The sequence below is a fragment of the Legionella sp. PC1000 genome, from assembly GCF_014109805.1.
In the GTDB taxonomy this organism is placed as follows: Bacteria; Pseudomonadota; Gammaproteobacteria; order Legionellales; family Legionellaceae; genus Legionella; species Legionella resiliens.
Window position 1 is genome coordinate 2,481,894 of the sequence record NZ_CP059400.1, and the last position, 22,735, is coordinate 2,504,628.

Consider the following 22,735-nt stretch of genomic DNA (forward strand, 5'->3'; position numbering starts at 1 on the left):
ATAAGAATACGTTCATTGCATTGTTAACGCTTAATCTCCTGTTAATAATAGCGGTGTATTATTTTATTTCTTTTGATTCTAGGAGTTTTGCTGTGCCCCAATATTCACAAAATAAATACCTTCAATCCTTACTAGAAAATCTGATTACTTCATACGAAACTGAAATAAACTACACGCCCTTAGAAATTGAACTTGATCCACAACAATTCGCTGAAAAAGATATTGATAGCCTATTGAACTTTATTAACGAAGATCGTAAACGTCTCTTTATTTTTAAAATTCCAGAAAGCCAGCAGACCTCTAATCGACTCGCGTTACTTGCACGTAGAGCCGTCTTAAATAAAACAGCAGAAACCCTACTTAAAAATACATCCAACGAACCCAAAATTAACCCATTGAAGTATGCGTTGAACTCCAAGTCGACCGCTGTTCGTGCGCGTATCCAAATTCAAAGAAGTATTCATTTACCTAAACCGCCAAGCATTCCAAAAGACATTCATCTCGAACATAGTGAACTTATAGAAAGTCCGGATCTTAATCTAATTCCTATTGAATTGCCTGATTTTCCTGAATTGGTTGCACAGCTCAGAGCTTTAGGTATCGAAAACCTACAACAATCAGCCATCCCCATCATAAAAGAACATGCTTATGCATTTAGAGATGGTATCATTCCCAATAATCCTCCCAGAGGATTTCATATTAGTAAAAACAAAAAAGCCCTTTGTTATACTGATGCACCAAAAAGACTCCCTTCTGCCTTAGCTCCTGTACTTAAAAAGCTCGAATCCTTAACATTACCTTCGGTAGAAGAAGCAACAACCTTGTTTCCAAATCTTTCTCGACAAACTCTTTCGACACTATTAGAAACAAAATATTCAATTGAACAAAAAAATATATTGTTCAGCCTATTTCCTGCATATGAAAATGAATTCAAAACATTATTACTGCAATTGTATCGATCAACTGAGCCACAAATCTCAACACAACAGCATGACGAATTCATCATTCCATTACTTTGCAAGCAATATCTACTTGGAGGTGAATCACATACTGCTTTATTAGTGAGACTGCTTAATGGGTGTTTGAATAAAAAAATCAATCTTGAGTTTCTTAACAATCCTGAAGTTCAAAATTCATTATTGAGCGCCCACGGAATTAAAAATCTTCAAAAATTAATTCAACTTCCAGCAGAACAAAGAGAATGGTGGAACAAACTGGTTGTTAATCATCTTAAATATGACAAAAAAAGCTTTGATTTTAACACCTTTTTTGATGCCTATACTCAAATTTTTCTTCCTCGAATTGCAGAAAAAAATCTGACTTTACCCAATCCGTGCCCTATTAACCATCAAGGGCATTTGCTTATTACCTTAAATCGGGTGATGGATGTTATAGAACAGGCTTCAAACCCACAGGAGCAGTGTCTTTCTTTGGCGGAGCTCAATTGGGGACCAACAGGCGTTCATTATGCCATGTTACAAAAACCAGCTCCGGAGCAATTTAAGCACGTTGCCGCCTGTATGAAGATTAACAGTCCTGAAGACACCATTACCGATCCTGATCTCATTTATCAACAAATCAATAACGAACATCTTGAACTTCAACCTTGGTTGTTTCGATATATAGGACAACATTGGAAGGCTGAAATCAGATTAGAGGACATCCAGTCTCAGCTTCTTGAAATTGGGAAGCTCGATTCTTGGTCCACCGTTCAAAAAAATCAACTCACTTTTATTTTAACATGTGCTTTTGCGGATAAGACCGTACTGAACGCCAAACAATGGAATGAAACTTTAAAAAATTGCATACATTCTCTACAGAGATTAGATCCAGATGATCGAAGTGATTTACTTCATGCATTTTCACGATGTTTTAAATTCAAACCCAGCCCTTCTTTGGCCCAAATCAATACATTAATCAAACAATGTATTGATTATAAAATTACATTTCCTGATAAAAAAATCAAAGAAGAATTTATTGCTCCACTCGTTTCATGTTTGGAAAATGAAGGATTTGAACTCCTCAATACACTGCAAGAGCGCATTCAAAAAACAGATCCAGCTCCTGAAGAAAATCAATTTTCCCTATCTGTTATTGCAACTTTTACAGAGATGCTGCAAAAAAATCGCCAAGCCTTATCTCCTGATGTCATCAAACTCCTTACAAAACTCAATGAACCTAATTTAACTCAAGAGAAAATTGATAATTTATTATTAGGCATTCAAAACGTAGGAAATAAAAAAGGCGATGTTTTTCAGCGAGTCGTATCCAGTACTTTAGGCCAAATCAATATCTCAAAATCACAAACATTACCTAAAATAGAACAAATTGAGGCATTACTGGATACCCTTGCAAATTCAGCGGAAACTATCCCTGAAGAGTGTAAAACCCTAGAAAAACAGGAAGCCTGGTTAAAAGCGCTTCTCATTGAAAAGAATCCATTTCCGGGCTGTGTACTTGGGAATGGAGATATTTCCAAGCTCGATGATTTAATTGTTGATGCTTTAGTTGATGCGATTAAAAAAAGAAGTGCTGTATTTGATGTAAAAAAATTAAAAACAACACTTCAAGAAAATCTGCAAAGTTTCCTGGTGCCTAAACAATTACGTGAACAACTCGATCGCGAATTAATGCCCCTATTCGATGCAGTAGACGAATTGGTACAGCTCTTACAAAGGCCCAATCCCAAATTCTCTGACGTTATTGCAAAACTTCAGTTTTTCGAAGAGAAAAAACCTCTTTTACTCGATGGAAAGTATCGTCTCGTCGGAGAAATTAAAGGGGAACATATTTTAAGTTTCTTGCTTACTGGAAAAAGAAAAGAAACGGATAAGACTACGGGATCAACTTTAGCTGCTATTTTGGCTCCCGTGCATAACAAACTGATTGTACCACCAATGAAAGCCTTCTTTGACAATCCTCAGAATAAACTCATTGTCAAAGATTTAGATTTTAATACCTGTCTTTCCTGGATGACAGCTTTTAATGAGACACACTCTTTAACCTTCTTTTTCAAAGAAGAACTGATTCAGAAAAAAGTATTGCCTGCTTTGAAAAAAACATTACAACAACTGAATACGCAAGACGTTGAATTTGAAAAAAGTGTTCTTGACGAAGCTACTTTAATTGATGAACATGCCCCAGCTGACCAAGCGTTACAAAGCTATAAAAACAAAATTGAGTCAATTGCAAATTATCTCAACCTGCTCATCGAGCTTAATGACCAACTTCCTCAACAATTCAATAAAATCTACAAACAACTGAACACAGGAGCCCTGGCTCGTCTAAATTATAAGCAAAAACAAATTCTCGTTGATAAGCTAATCAAAGAAAGCTCGCAAAACCTGGATCTTTATTTAAAACTGACAACCCAAGCTTTAGAAGAGTACCCTAATGCAGATACTGCTGCGCTTGAGCGTGCAGTCAATGGTTTAGTTGAACTGTTTAAAATAGAAAATCTTGAGCCAGATACCCAAATTATGTTCTTCAAAATGAGCATGGCTCATAATTTGAAAAGCACGACTCCCTTCCCGCTTGCGGCATTAAACGAATTGAAGAAATCGGCTCTTCCCGAAGAAACCAAATCTTTAATTATCAAACAAATTATTCAAATTTTAGGGCTACCAGGCACAAAATCCGAGCTCATTCAGGAACTAGTCCAACAGACTCAATTATTCTTAACTCATAATCCAGGGCAAACTGAGCTTTGCATTGCATTACTTAATAAAGCATCTCAGGACAATTCCAAGCTGGAATACTATGCTCAAATTCTTCAACAATTGGATCAAGTCGATCTTGAGCATAGGCTCAAAATTGCTACGATTTTAACTGGCTTAGCTAGAAATAAAAAAGACTCCTCAGTAAAGCTTGCTGCATTGCTGGAAGTTGCTAAAGGTTTGGGACGTCGCTCTATTGATGATGTCAATCGAGTCCATAAATTATTTGATACCCCCCCCTACCCTAATGCACAAAGCCTTAACTCTGCCTTATTCGCGCATGGCTCTGAAAAACTTCATGAATATTGCGCCAGTTTCGACACAAATCCTTTTGCTAAAAATGGGGTAAAAAGAGACCTAGCCGATCATTTTGCAACAGATCGGATAAAATATGCTCTGGAAAATTTGCAAGATTTACTGCATGAAACTGATTTTCCTTATTCATTGCAAATGAAACTTGCAAGGCAATTAACTTTTATTGAAACTTTAGGTTACACTGACCCCCTAAATCCCGGAGATTTTCAAAAAGAAAAAAAATTAACGGCCTGTTCACGTCATGATTTAAAAGAACACGCCAGCGCTTTGCTTCAAAAACTACGCTCGCAATTACTAAGTCCCGAAGAAAAGGAATTAACCCATTTAGAACTTTTAGCTTACTTAAGAGAAATCTATTTCCGAACTACGGGTTTATTTCCCAATACCACACAAATGCTCGTTCTTTTGATTGCACTAGAAGATCCAACATCCAATTTATTAATGCGCATCAAAACTGGAGAAGGGAAAAGTATTAATACGCCTATGCTTTCTGTTCTACAGTGGGCACAAGGTGGTACTGTTGTTCAATGGACTGCGAACCCAACCCTTCTGGTTCGAGATTTTGAGAACAGTTGTGAGCCATTTTTTAATTTTTTGGGAATCCCAACAGCTCTCATTCAAGGCGACACTCCGATTACAGCCTTTAAACCTAATGGAATCAACTGCTCCACAGTTGAAGACATGGCTAGTTTTCATTTAGCTGCCAAATTAGCCGGAATGGAAAAACTACTTAAAACGGATGGTCCAGTACATATTGTCTTAGATGAATGTGATGATGCACTTTTAGATCAATTAACACTGTATAAATTAGTTGCAGAAGCCGAAGCAAGCCAAACGAATAATCCTGCTCAATGGGTTTATCCGCTGGCCTACCAATTCATCAATTTGCCGGCATATCGCAATGTTGATTCATCTCGTAAAATTTGGGATGAGGATGAGGATCTGGATCAATTCCGATTATTTCTCAATAAGCAAATTAATGAACAATTCAGCGGTGATGTTCAAAAACAAAATTATTTGATGGCATCCAGTAATACACAACTGAAACAATGGCTTCATGCCAGTTGTATCGCCGAAAAGCAGGTTGAAAATAAAGATTTCTTAATGCAACCAGTCAAGGAAAAGGATGAATCGGGTCAGGAAATTATTAAAAAAATTGCTTGTGTTCCTCTAATTCGCAGTACACCTAAATCAGGTTCAATTTTTACTGAAGCAGTTCAACAGGCTTTACAGGCCCGATTGCAAGCAGAATACAAAGATCAAGCACAATATATTTTTATTGATCCAGTCCCTTCAGTACTTGCCAGTCAATCTGCACAAGGGTTAATTAAGTTTTTTCAAAAGACCTTGGGACGTCTGCTTGGAATTTCAGCAACTCCTGGAGACAAACGCGAGTTGGAAAGCTTAGCTACCTCAGTCGGAACCCAGGCAATCAGTATTGCTCCTCATGCGGGAGACAAACGCATCGATCATGATCCGATTTTTACGTTAAATCGTGAACAAACCATCAAGGCAATACATGAAACATTTGACAAGATTAAACGTCCTGTTACACCAGCCATGATGAAGATTGATCCTGATGAAGAAATTCAAACCTATGAGGAATATGAAAATTTACTTGCTGAAAGAAAAAGTGCCATTGAAAAATGGAGTCCCACTCAAACTCAACCTATCCTCATTATTAATGAAGATTTTAGTGAGGCAAAGGCAATTGGTAATAGTTTAAAGATCTATGAGGAACAAGGGTTTAAAATTCAGATTATTACCGGTAAGGAAACTCCAGCTGAACTGGATAAGATCATTAAGCAAGCAGGCCAAGTCAATACCATAACTGTAGGTACAGCAATGCTTGCAAAGGGAATAGACATCAAGACAGATCATCCTAAGGGTTTATTTGTAATGCAAACTTATCTGGATACAGAGAGAATGACCACTCAGATTCCTGGGCGTACTGCGCGTAATGGAAAACCTGGTGAATGGTTACCAATTTATCAAGTAAAACCACCTGAAGATTTATTCAATAAGTTTTTTTATTATGTTTTCCCTTGGAGTCGGCAACGTATTAATGAACATACCGTCGAAATATTAAGAGAAAAAATCCAATTACAGGCAACAGTCGACAGAATATATACTCAGAGCATCGATGAAGCTCAGCAAGTCCTCATGCAACAAATTGAAGCTTGGGAAGGTTTACTCCTTGAGCTCTATCCTGATAATCCCCAATTACAATTTGAGCTCTATCAATGGCGTGAAATGCTTTTGAATGAACTGGCTCGCGCACAAGATCCCAATGTATCTGAAAGTTCTCTTAATGAAAGCATTACCCAGTTTAAAAGGTCTGCATGCAAGCTTTGGGAGTCTGCTCGAGAAGAAAAATGGGTGGCCAAGGCAGAAAAAGCAACTCACATGAGTTATGAACAATCCCTAAGACTTAAGTTCTTAAAACAAGTAGATTTCGTTCAAGAATTAAATATTCAAGCAAAACTACAACAAAAAGGTAAACCCATTACCGCTGGAATAAAAGCACTGATGCAGCAAAACCTTGAAACAGTGATTGCTGACAAAGCAGGAGCAGTTTTAGAGTATACAAAACCCTCAGGTCAAGAAAAAAAGAATTTAGAATTAGCACAAAGCAAGCAAATTTTACCTTATTTAATTGGAGATTTTTGCACTATATATCCAAATATTATAGAAAAATTTTTCCCTGAACGAACATCCAAAAACCCCTCCTATGTGCCTGTAATAGTCATAAAAGTAATTAAAAAGCTAATCGAACAAAAAAATAAGGTATTGCATGGCGAAGAAAAACAAGAAGTCGCCAAAGGTATCATCCAATCTTATCAAGAAAAATTGATGAAAGCCGACAGCAAAGAAATTGGGGAATTATTAGCTCAGATGAAACCCTGGATCCAAGAACATTGCACAGATTTAACAAAATTTTCGCTTGTTGAACAATTTAAAATGCAGGGTTTGGTCCTTACTTTTTCTACCCTTTATCGAAACTTAGGCTTACCTGAAGATCCAAGTTTGAATGACTTGCAAAAAGCATATAACGAAGAAATTATGAAAAAACTGGCTCAACATTTACTCAATGAATTTGCTTGGGTGCATAAAAATCCAGTTCCTTTCCACGCGCTCTTTGAACGAACTGCTGCCAAAAAAGCTGCTTTGAATATTTATACCTTGGCAGAGGATTTAATCAATTCGCCTCAGGACAAAGACAAAATTCAGACTCTCTATGCAGCCCTTCAGCGTCATAGAGTCATTTTAAAAGATATGTATCTGTTTTCAATCAGTCACTCATCGCCTCGAAATGTCATTAATGATGCATTAGATGCCATTGATTCATTAAATAATGCGCCCTCTTGTGATCTTGACTTTAGGCAAAAATGTCATGATAAAGCCGTTTCAGAACACCAAATTTCTGCATTCCGTAGAGTGTTGACGAATAATTCGCCTTCCTTTTTCAATACTTATGATCCTACGTGGGAGCATTTGAAAAAAACACTACTTGAAATAAGCCGCCAAAGCAAAAGTAATCCAAGTCATATTGTACAGGAATTATATGAAGCGACCGTACGTTTTAGCTCATATCAAGCATATCAACCTTATTTAAGCCGACTTAATGCCTTGAAAAAACAACTTTTACGCTCTATAGAAGAATTGGATAAAGCTGATGGACTGAATCAAGACGTACAAGAAAGCCTATTTACGCAAAAACAGAACCAATTTGCTACCTTATTAAAAGTAAATCCAAAACAGGTTCGCATTCAAAGTGGTAGTGATGGCATGCAATCCTACATAGAATTACAAATTGAAGATGCACCGTTGCAAGAAGGATTTACTGGGTATCAATCCTCTTTCCTAACCCGAGTAGAGGCAGAACGAAGTGAACTCAGGAAAGTTCGATCAGCTCTTGAGGAGAATAAAGAGGGTCTTCTTAAGTTAGGTGATGTACAGCTAATTGAAATCCTTCCTGTGCGAAAACGTCCTGCATTTGAGAAATTATTTAGATTAAAAGGGCTTTTAACACGTGATTGGAATTTGGATATTGATCGCAGTGAACTCCCAGAGCTGATTCGACAAAAATTGGAACATGTCGATGAGCTGAAGCATTGGAGTTGGAAACTTCATCCTGTGGATCAAATCCGACTCAAGACAATTTTGGGTAAAGAACCAAATATAAATATTGCTGCTTCTGTTAATGAGCAATCAAGCATCCAAAGCGATCTTGAGAAAATTAAAGCAAGGATAACTACTGCTAATGAACGAATTCGCCTCAAACAAAAAGAAATATCAGATGCTGAAGAGATCATTACTGCAGCAGAGAAACGTATGAAAGAAAAAGATTGTACCTATGTAGAGGGAATTAAGTTAAGGGGTACAATTTTTCTTCGACAAAGAGATATCCAGTCCTTTCAAAATCAACTTGTGGAACTTAGGGAAACTTTATCGTCTATTCAAGAAGAAGAAACGGAGTGCATAGATGCATTAAGTGACCATAATGTAGGATTAGATAGTAAGAGAACTGAACTCATAGAAGAATTGCTAATTCAAATCAAACGGGATCTTGCATCTTATCTCGATGAAACATCAAAACAATACCTCGCTGGAATAGAGAAAGAACTTTTGCAAGCTGAGCCGGTTATTGAGAAAATTGAAAAAGAAGAAGTCCAAAAAACACGCTATCAAACACGGAGATTCTTCAAAACAAGTGAGCTGTTACAGTATGAAGCAAGTTTGGTTGGTGAAGAAGCAGGGATCCGAGCAAAAGTGCTCGAGCCTTCAGTCGTACATGAGGAACATGAAGTTCTAAATACAGGGGTTTTAGTCTATTAGGAAGTTTAGAAAGCCTGTAACATGGGTAGATAATACATTTCCGGGTTCAGCAAAGCGAACCCGGGCTACTACTAAAAAGTCCCCATGTAATCTGCTTTACCAATATCAACCCCTAAACTTCTTAAAATGTCATAAGCGGTAGTAACATGAAAGAAAAATTGCGGTAACCCATAATGCACAAGATAAGTTTGTCCACTAAGTTTTCGCTCTTTTGAAGTCCCTGGACGAAGAATAATTTCATTCTCTTCACTACCGTTAACATGTTCTGGAAGAATATTAGAAAGAAAGAGTAGCGTTTTCTCAATACGGCCACGCAGCTCAAAAAAAGTTTTTTCATTATCTTCAAAAGCAGGGACTTCCATCCCAGCCAAACGAGCAGACACACTTTTAGCAAAATCAGCTGCAATCTGCACCTGGCGTGTGAAATGAAACATATTCGGAAAAAGGCTTGCTTGTAAGAAAGTCTCAGGGTTTATTTTATTATGATCAATATGAGCCTGAGTTTTTTCTAAAATTGCATTGAGCGAGGTAAGCATTTGTTTAAAAACGGGTATGGAAGCAGCATACATTGAAATTTGTTGTTTCATTTTTTTTCCTTGTTAATATTATACGATCTATTTCGAATCATGAATAAAAAATATGATCCAAAAAATTCTAATTATCACAGGCATTATTTTACTAATAACCGGTATATTTTGGCCGTTTATCAAAAAAATCGGCTTGGGTAAATTGCCAGGTGATATCATAATTCAGAGAAGTAACTTTACTTTCTATTTCCCTATTACTACATGCATCCTAATTAGTCTCATCATTATGCTCATTTTTTGGTTTTTCAATAAATGACTGTTTTGTTCAAAACCATTGACAACAATTTAATAATGATGATAAAAAAACCTCACCCAAACTGATTAGGCATAATAATGATTAAATTTTACACTTTTCTTTTGATGGGTTTACTTGCTGGAACGAGTTTTGCAAAACCGTGCACCAGTATACATAGAAGTTGTTTAAAACTCAAAAATCAACATTTTCAATCAGCTAAAATTGAGTGTAATTGGCTGAATGAAGTAACCTCTTCCGGGCGCTCACAAGGCTCTACCCAATTGGATTTGGGTTATGGAGATGGTCTTGGAGCCCCAGAACCGCGTCAAGTTTCTTGCAAGTTAACGACTGGACAGACCAAACAGGTTTTTGAATTCCATAATCCTTATTGGGGCTCATTAATTGAATTTAATCTAGTCTCTGAAAAACAGCTTGAAGTACACATCATAGATGGATGGAGTTCAAGAGAAACACGATATACTTTTAGCTGGTAATTGTAATATTTCAAATTGCTATGCTCAATATTTTTCTCAAGATGCATCCATGCCGTTCCCTGATAGGAACTGAGCGCTTAGGGTAAATTACGGTAGCCTGCGCTTCATCAAGGCTACGCATTCTTCAGTGGATCCTGACGGTAAAACCTTACGAGTAAATCATAAATATCAGGATAATAGGTTCTGACTGTTTCCGGTTTTTCAAAAAATAATTCAGAAAATACAGCAAAAAATTCAGCTGGCGAGGTAATAGCATACGGATCAATTGGAATAGAATCATCGCGTTGAATACGGTTTAGCAAATCATTATATCCCCTGTTAAAAACTTCAGTCCAATGCTGCGCAGACATTCCTTTATGGAGAGGTGGAAATCCATTCGCTCTACCGTTTTGCATATCCAATTTATGGGCAAACTCATGAATCACCACATTCCGCCCATTCACACCACCATGATGTAGTGCATCGTCCCAGGAGATAATCACTGGCCCGCGTTGCCATGATTCTCCGCTTAAATGTGATCTTCCCAAATGCTCTACCCCAAATTCGTCGATTTCCTTACTCTCATGTGAGTATGCTCCAGGATAAATTACGACTGAAACCCAACCGTCATACCAATCGAATCCAAGATTCAGAATAGGAAGACATGCCTGCAAAGCAATATTTAATTGCATGGAAGTTGTTATTTGCAGCTCGCCAACTCCTTCTAATGACTTGTAATAAAGAAATAAAATAGCTAATCGCTTAAGCCTTATTTTTTCTTGTTCATTCAAGCGCCGCAGCAAAGGTAAATTTTGAAACACCTCATTCCACTCTTCGTCCGTTATAAGTGAATGGCGTACAATGCGTTCGTACCTCCATTCCTTTAACCAGTGAAACATGACTATGGCCTTACTGTAACTAAAAGAATAAACCTATTTTTTGAACGAATAGTAATATGTCTTTTTTCTTCATCGATACGAAGTTCCATTTCCTCTCTTCCTTTGATTTCTTGTCAACAAAACAACCGATTAGCTGCTTCAGAAAAGCCAGTGATCTAAATTAACATCCTGTATCCGTCTTCTCCGAGTTCATGCTCCGCTACGTGATCAAGATTTGCTTCCTTAGCGTGACTATTAAAATGAGCCGAATCATTTCTACCCAAAACATAAGCAGTTAAATCAGAGTATTCAATGGGCTTACCCTCAAATTGTATGAGCTCTTGAATTGCATTAAACTCAGGTTGATTTAATGCCTTAACTAAAGCCAATCCGGAAGTTGTTGTCCCATAAAAACTATAGCTGTATCGGTCACGTTGTAACGCAATTGTGAGAATATCCCTGAGTATAAAACTCAATTGCTCTTCACTAAAAGACCTATCTTTGCCCAAACCTTGTTGAATATTACTTAATAATATTCCCTTTCTCCCTTGCTTACTCGTGTCAGTCATTTTATCTTTGATAGCTTTAGCCAAACTTAATAAAACTTCTTTTGTTAAGGGAGTTTTTACTTTTTCAGAATAAGTTCGTTCTGGCTCCACTTTTAAGCATAGTTCCTCGGGATCCTGAGACTCCATATCTATAAGTTCACGATGCGTTTTATTAAGATATTTTGCTGAACTCTTAACCGTAATCTTAGAATCATCCTGAGAATGTAATTTTCTACTTTTGGGGATAATATTCCTAATAACTCCAGCGAGTATGCCAGTCCATTTCTCTCGTTCTCGCTCAAATTCCTTGATAATCTCAGTTTGTGCAACATTCTCTCCCACCTCTGCCAAGCTTCCTACCCGACTCAAGAACTGATACATAATTGCTCTACTGAGCTTTCTGATTACAGGAATTACATTAACACCATAGTAGTTTATTTGGGCTGTATCTTGCTCTTTTTCAAGGTCTTGAAAAGCTTTTAAATGCGCTCCTAAGATAACCTCTTCTCTAACGTGACAATGTTTTGGATAAGTCGGCCTTATGGGGATATGAAAATTGGCAAGAACCTGATCCAGTCGTTCTCCTGTGTCATCACCTACTTCGAGATAAGGGTAGAGTGTCTCAACATAATTTAAATTTTTAGAGTGAGACAAATCAAGTGTGCGATTCGTTAATGTATATTTGAAAAAATCCAGAAAGGGAATATAAAATAAATTGCCAGGTACAGGATCCAAAAGAAGCAAATTCGTTTCCAAATGAAATCGATCAATATGAGCTAATTTAATCGCCGCTAAAATTGCCGCAATCCCACCGCGGCTTAAACCAATACCATTTAACTTTACTTTATACCCGTCATGAATGAGCTTTTTAACTACCGCTACAACTTGGTCACTTTGTTCTTCTACACCTGCCCCAAATAAAAGACCCTTTACACCATAATCAATGCCACATCCATTAAAACCCATTTTAAAATGGGTCACATCTTGATATTGGTTAATCTCCTCCGCAGAAGTAATGCGGACCCCATCACAATCTTCTTGCAACACTCGATGCAAATGGGTTTGTCGCTCTTCAATACTGTAGATTGTCCCTTCAAAGATAGCGGTAAGAGTGATCTCTTTCATTGAGTAAACCTTTTATAAAACAGCAGTTACGCATTGTTTGGGTATTCTAGCAACATCACCCAGGATGAGCAATTAACCATCAAACTAATATCTTTTTTTAATTCAAACTGGGTCTGTTTAATTCATTTTTTTATTACCCAGTTGTTTTAATCTTATAAGTTTGGTTTAATCCGGATTGTATTTTAAATGATAACTATGAAAAAAATGCAATCTCTTATTGAATCCAAGGCTCAATTTAATGAATGGAAAACTGAAGTTTTTTTTCATAATGAATAAGTCACTAACCACTCTAATGAGTAAATTAAATGAGCAGCTTAATGAGCTTAATTTGAATTTACATACCGTGCTGCAGAAAAAGCAAAGATTTGAACAGCAAATTCAACAGATAGAAGAGCTAATCAATCAAACCAACTCCAGCTCTCTCACCATTAATCCAACAATCGAGATTCATAAGCTGAACATCATTACACAGGAACAAGAAAGAAAAGAAGCAATCACTTTGGATCTTAAAAATTATCAAGATATAGAAAATAAATTAAGGGAAAAAATCAAACGCGTAAAAATGGAATTAAGCATGTTAATGCATTATTTAGAACGAGAAGAAACCAATCAGCAAAAAAGTTCTCTGGATTTTACCCTAATTTAATTCAAATAGGGACGCTAAATGCATCGGAAAACACACTCATCCTGATTCGTATCAGTGTCTATCTCATCGCCCAATGTCTCAGTATCCGCAGGAACTGCTGTACCTGCAGCAAGTACCGTAGCTACTGGACGGGTAACCACGGAGAGCACGCTGTGAGGAAAACTAATAATCGCCAATAGAGCGCTAATTGCAGCGGTTAAAAGAGCTATACCCGAAAAATATAACGCATAACCAGCAAATTGAAGCGCATTATCACGAAGTTTTGGAGCACTGAATAACTCACTCCCAGCAGCTACAAACAAAGATCCTATACAAACAACAACTGATCCAACTGCAGCAAATGCAGAAAAGCCGGCGACAACAATACCCGCCAAAGGATATACAACAGGAGCAAGTAGCTCTTCTACAAACTCCTCGCCATTTTCATAAGGAGTAAAAAATCCTGGACGCTTCTTGTATGTATGGATTGCTCTATGGGTGATTTCTTTAAGGGTTCGTCCTTCAAAAATGTAATTTATTTCTTTTTCGCCAATTAAATAAACCATAAAACTTACTCCATTAATTTTTGCAAAATAAAAAAACCATCCAAAATAATAAAATTGTCTTTATAAGCAGACACTTATTTCAGAACGATAGTAATATATTTCTCAACACGACTTATTTTTACACATACTAAAGAGAGGAATAACTGATGTCAAATAATTCAAAAGAATCTGCCAAACTAATCGCCAACACATCTTAAGTACTGTAAAACCATGCATTTTCCCCATTTTGTAAAATAGGCACTCGGAAACAGGCGAAGGTATTTGTACTGGTAAAATCCTGAGTTTTCATGGACGTGTGTAAGTAAAAAGGTCACTCTTACATTTCGTATACGTAGCAAAAAATCGAGCTAAAAAATAATTCTAGCCTCCAAAAGATATATTCCATACCAAAATGATTAAGAAAAAACCTAAAAATAACACTATACTTATAAAAAATGCTTTTCACCCTACGATCCAATTAGTTTCACTCAGGAGAGATATATGGAAATCAAGACCTTTCAATTCCTTAGAAATAAAGGATGGAGCTTGAAAGAATTTCCTGATCTTGATTCAGAGCATACCTTGGTTCTTATTTTTGCTGCCCCAGAATTTCTGGATTTTCAAGAACCAATTATTCAATTGGCGAACTTTTACTCAAAATCCAAAATCATTGGTTGCTCTACTGCTGGTGAAATTTTAGATAATCATCTTTTTGACCACAGTATTTCCGTTGCAGTAGTTAAATTCGCAAAAACCTCATTAAAAATCGCAAAAGCTGAAGTAAATCACAGCAAAGAATCCCAAAATACAGGCAGGTTAATCTCCGAAAAATTAAAATCAGACGATCTGCACAGCATTTTTATTCTATCTGACGGACTTAATGTTAATGGTTCTGAATTAGTAAAAGGCTTAAACTCAACCAGTAACACCGCCCAACTGATAATGACTGGTGGTTTAGCGGGTGATGGCAGTAACTTCAAAAAAACATGGACCATTTTAAATGATAAAATCCTTGATAATTACGTCGTTGCGGTAGGATTTTACGGTTCTGATATTCATGTTGGTCATGCCTCTAAAGGAGGATGGGATATTTTTGGTCCCGTTCGTCGAATTACTCGCTCAGAATCGAATGTGTTGTACGAACTTGATTATCAACCTGCCTTACAACTTTATAAAGAATATTTAGGTGAAAAAGCCTCTGAGCTACCCTCCTCGGGATTGCTTTATCCATTGGCTATTAATAATCCTGAGGCACCTGATAATGTCCAACTGGTTCGTACTATTCTGGCAATTGATGAGAAACAGCAGTCTCTGGTGTTTGCGGGAGATATTCCGGTGGGCTGGCATGCACAATTGATGAGAGCGAATTTTGATCGATTAATTGATAGTGCTAATGAAGCGAGTTTACTCGCAAATAAATTGATGCTACGCGACAGCTTGGAAAAATTAGGACCTGTTTTGGCTATTGATATCAGTTGTGTGGGTAGAAGACTGCTTTTGGGTGAGCGCACAGAAGAAGAAATCGAATCGACTATGTCCGCTTTGCCGGAAGGTTCAACTCAAGTAGGTTTCTACTCATATGGGGAATTATCCCCTTTTTCTGTAGGTAATTGCGAACTGCATAACCAAACTATGACCATTACAACTATTTATGAGACCTAAAAACTTAATATTAAAGTAAGATAATATGGAAATTCACAAATTATTAAAACGACAACTTGAACATTCACACATTGGTCAAGATAACAAACCAGAAACCGATGAGCAATGGGAGACCTTTATCAAGCGTGTTAATAATGCCTATATGGAAGCAGATCAAGAGCGTTATTTACATGAACGCTCTATGAGGATTTCTTCTCGCGAAATGATGAATTTGAATGAGAAGCTTGAGTTTGCACAGCATATCGCAGGATTAGGATACTGGTCTTTTGATGGCAATACAGGGTATACAATCTGGTCTAATGAATTATTCAATCTCTTCCACTTAAATGCAATTAATAAACCACCTTCGCTGCAGGAGTTTCTGGAATTAGTTCATGAACAAGATAGATTCGAGTTATCTCATAAGATAGAGCGCGCTTTAAATGCTCATATTGATTATGAATGTGAAGTCCGTGTAAAAGCGCCTGATGGAAAATACCATTGGTATCGTATAATTGGCCAATGCCAGGATGGCGATAAACATCTTGCTGGTATTGTTATTGATATTCATAAAAGTAAAATTAATGAAGAAAAAATTAACGAATTAAATCAACAAATATCATCGACTGCACGTCGTGCCGGCATGGCCGAGGTAGCAACCACCATTTTGCACAACATTGGAAATATATTAAACAGCTCCAATGTCTCCATTACTTTATTAAAGAATAGCTTCCAACAAGATTGTCATAAGAAATTATTGAAAATTATGGAGATGATGGAAAAACATCAAATGGATTTAGCTGATTATTTAACCAAGGATCCCAAAGGCAAGCTTATTCCCGAATATCTGAACAAACTGACTAAAATAATCTTGGAAGAAAATGAAAAAAATAATATTGAGATTGAAAATCTACAGAATGATTTGCACCACATAAGTCAAATCGTAAATACGCAAAAATCGATCAGCGGGTTATCCAGTGTGAATGAGAAAATCTATCTTCCAGAATTGATTGATACTGCCTTAAATATTTCGATGAGTTCTTCAAAAAAAACAGGTATTAAAATTACTAAAGAGTTTAAACCAGCACCTTTAGTTACCGTCGATAAATCCAAGTTGCTGCAAATATTAATTAATTTAATTCAAAATGCTAAAGAATCAGTGCTGGAGGACACAATCTCCTCTATTAAAGAGATCAGATTGATTGTGCAAAAAACGAAAAAAAATTCAGTACAAATTATTATCGAAGACAATGGCGTGGGTATTAATGCGGATAACTTACAGCGTATTTTTGCTTTTGGATTTACTACAAAAAAAGATGGCCATGGCTTTGGTTTGCATAGTTCAGCTTTATCAGCTCGCGAAATGGGAGGCTCCCTTTTAGCCAAAAGCGAGGGTAAGGGGTACGGCGCACAATTTACCTTAACTTTGCCGATTACTGAGGATTTTAAATGAATATGGAGAGGGCCTGATGAGTGATATACCATTACATATTATGATTATTGATGATAATCCTTCGATACATCAGGATTTTATTAAAGTTTTGACCTCTGCAAATACTCAGTCAGAATTGAATGATTTGGATAAACAATTATTTGATGATGAATCTTCTTTTATGGAATCTAGCAGTCCTGAGATTGAATTTTTTTTACCTAAATTTATTTTTAATACCGCATGTCAAGGCAAAGAAGCCATTCAAAAAATTCTAAAAGACCAGACAAAAGGGATACATTATGCTTTGGCATTTGTCGATATTAGAATGCCGCCAGGTTGGGATGGTATTGAAACAATCAAACACATGTGGGAGATTGATCCTGATATACAAGTAGTGATTTGCACTGCATATTCTGATTACAGTTGGGAAGAAACGGTAAAAAAATTAGGAATGGGGGATAATTATCTTATCTTGAAAAAGCCTTTTGATGTGGTTGCGGTAAGGCAACTGGCCTGTGCGCTAACAAGAAAATGGATTTTAGCAAATGATTCAAAGCATCATGAGAAAATTCTACAGAAAACTGTAGAGGAACGTACGGAGTCCCTACAACAATCATTATCACTTTTAAGGTCTACATTTGAATCATCCGCTGATGGAATTTTAGTTATTGATTTGCATAACAAGCTCATTGATTGTAATTCAAAATTTATTTCCATGTGGAATATTCCAGAATCTATGTTAGAGACTGACGATGGAACCATCCTTTTATACTATATGCTTAATCAGATCATTGAACCCAGAGACTATTTAACCGCCGTAAATCGTCTTAGAAAGAATATTGATGAGATAAGCAGGGAGATTGTAACATTTAAGAACGGTACCATACTGGAATGCTATACTCTTCCACACCGGCTAAACGAGGAAACTATTGGTCGAGTATGGAGTTTCCGTGATATTACAGAACAGGCAAATCTTGAGAAACAACTTAAATACCAAGCTCTGCACGATCCATTGACCCAGCTACCCAATCGAGCCTTATTAATCGATAGAATACAAACCAGTATGGATTATGCGAAAAAATATAAACAGCAATTTGCCCTTCTGTATTTCGATTTGGATCGATTTAAATTAATCAATGACAGTTTGTCGCATGAAGTGGGTGATAAATTATTGAGTTTAGTGGGACATAGGTGGTCTACTTTAATTCATAAAGAAGATACCTTGGCTAGAATTGGTGGTGATGAATTTGTCATGGTTTGTCATATATCAAAAAATGAAAGTATTGGAAGTATTGCAAGTAAAATTTTAGATTCAATGAGAGAACCATTCAAAATTGCAAATCGCGATATAATAATTACTACTGCTATTGGAATATGTATTTACCCTAAAGACGGAGATGCCCCAGGAGAATTATTAAAAAATGCTGATTTAGCAATGTATCAAGCTAAAGAACGCGGAGGAAATCAGTATTTTTTTTACGACCCTCAATTACAAGAATATACGAACCAATGTTTTAAACTTGAGACCGAGCTCCACAACGCCATTAAAAATAAAGAGTTTTTTTTATTGTATCAGCCTCAATTTAATATTGAAACAAAGAAAGACTTACACTCTGTAGAGGCATTAATTCGTTGGAATCATCCGGAAAAAGGATTAATACTTCCTATGGATTTTATTCCTTTAGCAGAAGATAGTGGATTAATTATACCTATAGGCGAATGGGTTATCCATGAAGTGTGCCAACAAATAAAATCCTGGCATAACAAAGGGCTGCCATATATCCGAGTGGCCATTAATATCACCAGCCGTCAATTACAACAGCCCAATTTTATTAATACTGTAGAAAAAATTTTAAAAGAACATTTAATAAATCCACAATATATAGAATTTGAAATTTCGGAAAATGTGGTTATAACGCATAGAGATATTGTACACACACTCAATCAACTGAAACAACTTGGCATACGAATTGCTTTAGATGATTTTGGAACAGGAAATTCCAGTATCAATTATCTGAAACGATTACACATTGATTGTTTAAAGATAGATCAGTCTTTTATACAAAATATATCTGCTTCACGTAGTGATGAGGTAATTATAGAAGCGATTATTTCTATGGCTCGTAGTTTTAATTTTAAAGTTCTTGCTGAAGGTGTAGAAAGTCAAAAACAATTGGATTTTTTAAAAAAACAACACTGTGACGAGGTTCAAGGATATTTTTTCAGTAAACCTTTAACATCTAAAGGGCTTGAGAAGCTTTTAAGGAATCATCTTTAATAAATATTTTCATTCCTGTTTAGGTAAGATAAATCGCACTATCTGCACACTTGAAAATACTTCTTTTATCTTACCTATAAACAAAATAAGCCACTCCCTTAGTACACGATTTTAATCATTTTACCGGTACCAACAGGAATAGAACCTCTAATGACATGAACTCAACTCGGGTCTAATTTTTTTCCATTGATTTAAGGGTGAATAATCTGGTGCTACCATTTTATCGACAGGAAGATAAAACGTTTGTTCCAGTAAATGCTGACCGCTCAAAGCTGCATGGGATACATGATCGGTAAAAACTATCCATGTGCTCTTGGCAGGAAAATCCATTTGCATCTTTTCAACTTTTGCCTGGTAAACATCATCTAACTTCATCATATCATGTAAATGTAACATGTAATGATCATAAGGCGAGCGCAGAGTTTTAGTTGCTTTAACCCATTTCAACATTTTTGCTTTCATTTTACTGTAAGGAGCAATTTTGGGTGCAAAGCGATTAAGAACATCAGTAAATGGCTCGCCAAGATTCCAAACTCGCGGTTCGTTATGTGGATTAATATTACAAAAAACGCGTAAAATTCGTAAGCCATGTACGGGGCTTGCGGAAAATGAATCGACATGCAGCCGAGTATCATCTTTACGTTTAGAGGAAATACGCCCATTAATTTGTGCAGGCCTGAAACTCGTTCTTCCCCATTGCAAATGGGGTACATAAGAAGGTAGAACTGTTTGAATCAATTGATGTGCAAACTCTGCATAACCATGCATCATAGGCCTAAGCTTAGAACCCAAATTGTTCATATCCTTTTTAAAGGCACTTAACTTTTGATTACGAATATCGTAACTTACATTTTTACGACTGCCATCCAACACGTTTTCAGATAGCAAAAGCGGGTCTACATCAGCAAAAAAATATTCCGGGAAAAACAAAACCTTGCCCTCCTCCAATAAATTCACGCTTCTTTGTTGATCGATTTGCTCTATGTTTTGTGTAAATAAATAAGAATTCATTATTTTACCCTAAATAATGTGTAATTCAGTAAAATTTTAATGCTATATCGCATATAATCCAAAAATCCAATTTACTTTTAGCTGGATCATATCATGTCATCTTGTCCTTGTGGATCACAAAATACATATGAACTATGTTGCGGTTTATACATCGACAACAAACAACTCCCAGAAACTCCTGAGCAATTGATGCGCTCAAGATATACTGCTTACAGTATGGGTAAAATTGATTACATCAAAAATACAATGAAAGGCAACGCGTTAATAAGCTTCAATGAAATGGAAGCTGGGCAATGGGCTAAAAGTGTGACCTGGATTGATTTAGAGGTAATGCACACAAGTATGTCTGGTCCTGATAAAGGTTTTGTGGAATTTGCAGCACGTTTTTCCGAGCATAACCAAATAAAAATTATTCATGAATTAAGTGAGTTCCATAAGGAAACGGGTCGTTGGTTCTATGTCGATGGGGTACATAAAGCAAAATTAAATAAAACCAGCAAACCAAAAGTTTCACGTAATGCGCCCTGCCCTTGTGGAAGTGGAAAAAAATTTAAAAATTGTCATGCAAAATAAAATCAGAGTTAAATTATGAACGGAAACCTATTGCTTAATGTCTTCATCTTTCTTGCTTCAGCCAGCATTATGGTTCCTATTGCGAGCCGTTTCAAACTGGGATCCGTCCTGGGCTATCTTATAGTTGGTATTCTTATTGGTCCATTTGGATTCAAACTGATAGGAAACTCCCAACAAATTATGAATTTTGGTGAGTTTGGTGTGGTTATGATGTTGTTTCTCATTGGTTTGGAACTGGAACCGGCCATGTTATGGAAGCTTCGCAAACTCATTGTCGGCTTAGGTGGTTTACAAGTCCTCTTAACTACAAGTATCTTAACGGCAGTTGGGCTCATGATCGGTTTTGATTGGCGACCCACTTTGACTGTAAGTATGGCTCTGTCGCTTTCGTCCACAGCTCTTGTATTGCAAATGCTCCAAGAAAAAAACCTACTCAAAACATCAGAAGGTGAAACTTCATTTGCTGTATTGTTGTTTCAAGATATTGCGGTAATTCCAATATTAATTATTATCCCCTTACTTGCACATCATGGAAACATGCAACTTAATATCCATGAGGCTGCATTCATTATGAGTCTACCAAGATGGTTGTATGCTATTTTTGTTGCTGGAGTTATTGGGAGCGTTATTGTAGTTGGTCACTATTTATCCAGACATTTGTTTTTAATTATTGCCAAAACCAATTTACGTGAAGTATTTACCGCTTTTTCTCTTGCTTTGGTAGTTGGTGTGACTTTATTAATGGAATCTATAGGAGTATCTCCTGCCTTAGGTGCATTTATTGCGGGCGTTGTCTTAGCCAACTCTCCGTACAAACATGCAGTTGATGCAGATATTCAGCCTTTTAAAGGAATCTTGCTTGGATTATTTTTTATTTCTGTGGGAATGGTAATGAATTTTTCTCTTTTTTCTCAGAAAGCAATGCTGATTCTCATCTCCGTGTTTGCCTTAATTACGCTTAAAGCAACCGTTTTGTATTTTCTAGGACTTTTGTTTGACTTAAGAAAGCTGCAATCCGTAGGTTTTGCTTTTGCTTTATCTCAAGGGAGTGAATTTGCCTTTGTTCTTTTTGAATATGCTGGAAAAATTAAAGTAATCAGCCCTGAATACCAAGCTTTTTTTACTCTTGTTGTTGGGGTATCCATGCTTGCCACTCCCTTTTTAATCCTTCTCTATCATCGTTTGATTATACCCAAATTTATAAGTTTTTTGCCTGAACGTGAATATGACGCAATCAATGAAAGAAATGGGATTATTCTTGCAGGTTATGGACGTTTTGGACAAATTATTGGACGTTTACTTAATGGTGAAAATGTAAAAATTACAGTATTGGAAAAAAATGCAGAACAAATTGAGTTACTCAGAAAATTTGGTTATGTCGGCTATTTTGGAGATGCCAGTCGCTTGGATTTGTTAAAAAGTGCTGGTGCTGAACATGCCAAACTCCTTATAGTTGCTGTTGGAAATCCAGATGCAAATCTAAAGATTGTCAAGTTAGCGAGACAGCATTTCCCTCACCTGAAAATTTTTGTTCGTGCCCGTAACCGTCGCCATGCTTATGAATTATATCGAGTAGGTGTTGATTATTTTATTAGGGAATTATTTGACTCCTCTTTGAGTATGACCAAGGAAATTATGAAATTCCTAGGTTACAAACACGAGGACATTCAGAGAAAGGCAACGGCATTCCAAAAGCATGACGAAGAAACATTAATTCAATCGTTTGATTTTTTTGAAAAAGAAAGCGACCTAATCAATTTCTCACGGCAAGCAAAAGGCGAATTGGAACGCATTTTGCAATCGAGTTAAAAAGTACAGCTCAAGTTTATTAATTGTAGCGTGGGTGGAGCGAAGCGAAACCCGGGGAAAAATAAGGCTCAAAATCCCGGGTTCTTCGCTCCCCAGGCTACAATA

Annotated in this window: 14 protein-coding genes; 9 read left to right on the top strand and 5 right to left on the bottom strand. The window is 36.6% G+C overall.

The genetic code is table 11. From position 1 onward, the window contains the following. Window positions 1–92: 92 nt before the first annotated feature. Window positions 93–8,870, top strand: coding sequence for a hypothetical protein (locus FOLKNPGA_RS10970; protein WP_182349948.1), 8,778 nt, complete (start codon window positions 93–95; stop codon window positions 8,868–8,870). A 71-nt stretch (window positions 8,871–8,941) separates the two neighbouring features. Here FOLKNPGA_RS10970 and FOLKNPGA_RS10975 read toward each other — a convergent pair whose 3' ends face one another. After that, a complete protein-coding gene (locus FOLKNPGA_RS10975) occupies window positions 8,942–9,457 on the bottom strand; it encodes a DUF1993 family protein (RefSeq protein WP_182349949.1) in 516 nt (171 codons plus the stop codon). A gap of 52 nt (window positions 9,458–9,509) precedes the next feature. On the opposite strand from FOLKNPGA_RS10975, the gene FOLKNPGA_RS10980 reads away from it, so the two are divergent. Further along, the gene (locus tag FOLKNPGA_RS10980; protein ID WP_182349950.1) at window positions 9,510–9,713 is read left to right on the top strand and encodes a DUF2905 domain-containing protein; all 204 of its coding nucleotides are present in this window, start codon (window positions 9,510–9,512) and stop codon (window positions 9,711–9,713) included. A 77-nt stretch (window positions 9,714–9,790) separates the two neighbouring features. Next, window positions 9,791–10,186 (top strand): hypothetical protein, encoded by a 396-nt coding sequence (locus FOLKNPGA_RS10985; RefSeq protein WP_182349951.1) that lies wholly within the window; start codon window positions 9,791–9,793, stop codon window positions 10,184–10,186. Window positions 10,187–10,299: 113 nt separating this feature from the next. Here FOLKNPGA_RS10985 and FOLKNPGA_RS10990 read toward each other — a convergent pair whose 3' ends face one another. Together FOLKNPGA_RS10990 and FOLKNPGA_RS10995 are read right to left on the bottom strand one after the other, a co-directional pair. Continuing rightward, window positions 10,300–11,064, bottom strand: coding sequence for a zinc-dependent peptidase (locus FOLKNPGA_RS10990; RefSeq protein ID WP_182349952.1), 765 nt, complete (start codon window positions 11,062–11,064; stop codon window positions 10,300–10,302). Window positions 11,065–11,219: 155 nt separating this feature from the next. Beyond that, window positions 11,220–12,716 carry a hypothetical protein gene (locus FOLKNPGA_RS10995; RefSeq protein ID WP_182349953.1) on the bottom strand — a complete coding sequence of 499 codons (1,497 nt, stop codon included), beginning with the start codon at window positions 12,714–12,716 and terminating at the stop codon, window positions 11,220–11,222. Between the two features lie 238 nt (window positions 12,717–12,954). On the opposite strand from FOLKNPGA_RS10995, the gene FOLKNPGA_RS11000 reads away from it, so the two are divergent. Beyond that, window positions 12,955–13,362 carry a hypothetical protein gene (locus FOLKNPGA_RS11000; RefSeq protein ID WP_182349954.1) on the top strand — a complete coding sequence of 136 codons (408 nt, stop codon included), beginning with the start codon at window positions 12,955–12,957 and terminating at the stop codon, window positions 13,360–13,362. 14 nt (window positions 13,363–13,376) lie between these two features. On the opposite strand, the gene FOLKNPGA_RS11005 is transcribed toward FOLKNPGA_RS11000, so the two are convergent. Beyond that, window positions 13,377–13,907: a hypothetical protein gene (locus tag FOLKNPGA_RS11005; RefSeq protein WP_182349955.1), complete on the bottom strand. Its 531-nt coding sequence runs from the start codon at window positions 13,905–13,907 to the stop codon at window positions 13,377–13,379. A 480-nt stretch (window positions 13,908–14,387) separates the two neighbouring features. Here FOLKNPGA_RS11005 and FOLKNPGA_RS11010 point away from each other — a divergent pair, with 480 nt between their 5' ends. Genes FOLKNPGA_RS11010 through FOLKNPGA_RS11020 form a run of 3 tightly spaced genes read left to right on the top strand, consistent with a single transcriptional unit; the run spans window position 14,388 to window position 19,237 of the window. Continuing rightward, a complete protein-coding gene (locus FOLKNPGA_RS11010) occupies window positions 14,388–15,548 on the top strand; it encodes an FIST signal transduction protein (RefSeq protein ID WP_182349956.1) in 1,161 nt (386 codons plus the stop codon). Window positions 15,549–15,573: 25 nt separating this feature from the next. Further along, on the top strand, window positions 15,574–16,980 hold the full coding sequence (locus FOLKNPGA_RS11015) for a sensor histidine kinase (RefSeq protein ID WP_182349957.1): 1,407 nt from the start codon (window positions 15,574–15,576) through the stop codon (window positions 16,978–16,980). Between the two features lie 16 nt (window positions 16,981–16,996). Next, window positions 16,997–19,237 carry an EAL domain-containing protein gene (locus tag FOLKNPGA_RS11020; RefSeq protein WP_182349958.1) on the top strand — a complete coding sequence of 747 codons (2,241 nt, stop codon included), beginning with the start codon at window positions 16,997–16,999 and terminating at the stop codon, window positions 19,235–19,237. A 147-nt stretch (window positions 19,238–19,384) separates the two neighbouring features. Here FOLKNPGA_RS11020 and FOLKNPGA_RS11025 read toward each other — a convergent pair whose 3' ends face one another. Further along, the gene (locus FOLKNPGA_RS11025; protein ID WP_182349959.1) at window positions 19,385–20,248 is read right to left on the bottom strand and encodes a Kdo hydroxylase family protein; all 864 of its coding nucleotides are present in this window, start codon (window positions 20,246–20,248) and stop codon (window positions 19,385–19,387) included. Between the two features lie 93 nt (window positions 20,249–20,341). On the opposite strand from FOLKNPGA_RS11025, the gene FOLKNPGA_RS11030 reads away from it, so the two are divergent. Both FOLKNPGA_RS11030 and FOLKNPGA_RS11035 read left to right on the top strand, forming a co-directional pair. Beyond that, a complete protein-coding gene (locus FOLKNPGA_RS11030) occupies window positions 20,342–20,821 on the top strand; it encodes a YchJ family protein (protein ID WP_182349960.1) in 480 nt (159 codons plus the stop codon). A 15-nt stretch (window positions 20,822–20,836) separates the two neighbouring features. After that, the gene (locus tag FOLKNPGA_RS11035) at window positions 20,837–22,630 is read left to right on the top strand and encodes a monovalent cation:proton antiporter-2 (CPA2) family protein (protein WP_182349961.1); all 1,794 of its coding nucleotides are present in this window, start codon (window positions 20,837–20,839) and stop codon (window positions 22,628–22,630) included. Window positions 22,631–22,735: the final 105 nt, after the last annotated feature.

Coding starts and splice junctions, on each gene's coding strand:
- FOLKNPGA_RS10990 (WP_182349952.1), bottom strand. CDS start 11,064: ATGTTTCACTGGTTAAAGGAATGGAGGTACGAACGCATTGTACGCCAT.
- FOLKNPGA_RS10985 (WP_182349951.1), top strand. CDS start 9,791: ATGATTAAATTTTACACTTTTCTTTTGATGGGTTTACTTGCTGGAACG.
- FOLKNPGA_RS11015 (WP_182349957.1), top strand. CDS start 15,574: ATGGAAATTCACAAATTATTAAAACGACAACTTGAACATTCACACATT.
- FOLKNPGA_RS11010 (WP_182349956.1), top strand. CDS start 14,388: ATGGAAATCAAGACCTTTCAATTCCTTAGAAATAAAGGATGGAGCTTG.
- FOLKNPGA_RS11030 (WP_182349960.1), top strand. CDS start 20,342: ATGTCATCTTGTCCTTGTGGATCACAAAATACATATGAACTATGTTGC.
- FOLKNPGA_RS10995 (WP_182349953.1), bottom strand. CDS start 12,716: ATGAAAGAGATCACTCTTACCGCTATCTTTGAAGGGACAATCTACAGT.
- FOLKNPGA_RS11025 (WP_182349959.1), bottom strand. CDS start 20,248: ATGAATTCTTATTTATTTACACAAAACATAGAGCAAATCGATCAACAA.
- FOLKNPGA_RS11020 (WP_182349958.1), top strand. CDS start 16,997: ATGAGTGATATACCATTACATATTATGATTATTGATGATAATCCTTCG.
- FOLKNPGA_RS10980 (WP_182349950.1), top strand. CDS start 9,510: ATGATCCAAAAAATTCTAATTATCACAGGCATTATTTTACTAATAACC.
- FOLKNPGA_RS11005 (WP_182349955.1), bottom strand. CDS start 13,907: ATGGTTTATTTAATTGGCGAAAAAGAAATAAATTACATTTTTGAAGGA.
- FOLKNPGA_RS10975 (WP_182349949.1), bottom strand. CDS start 9,457: ATGAAACAACAAATTTCAATGTATGCTGCTTCCATACCCGTTTTTAAA.
- FOLKNPGA_RS11000 (WP_182349954.1), top strand. CDS start 12,955: ATGAATGGAAAACTGAAGTTTTTTTTCATAATGAATAAGTCACTAACC.
- FOLKNPGA_RS11035 (WP_182349961.1), top strand. CDS start 20,837: ATGAACGGAAACCTATTGCTTAATGTCTTCATCTTTCTTGCTTCAGCC.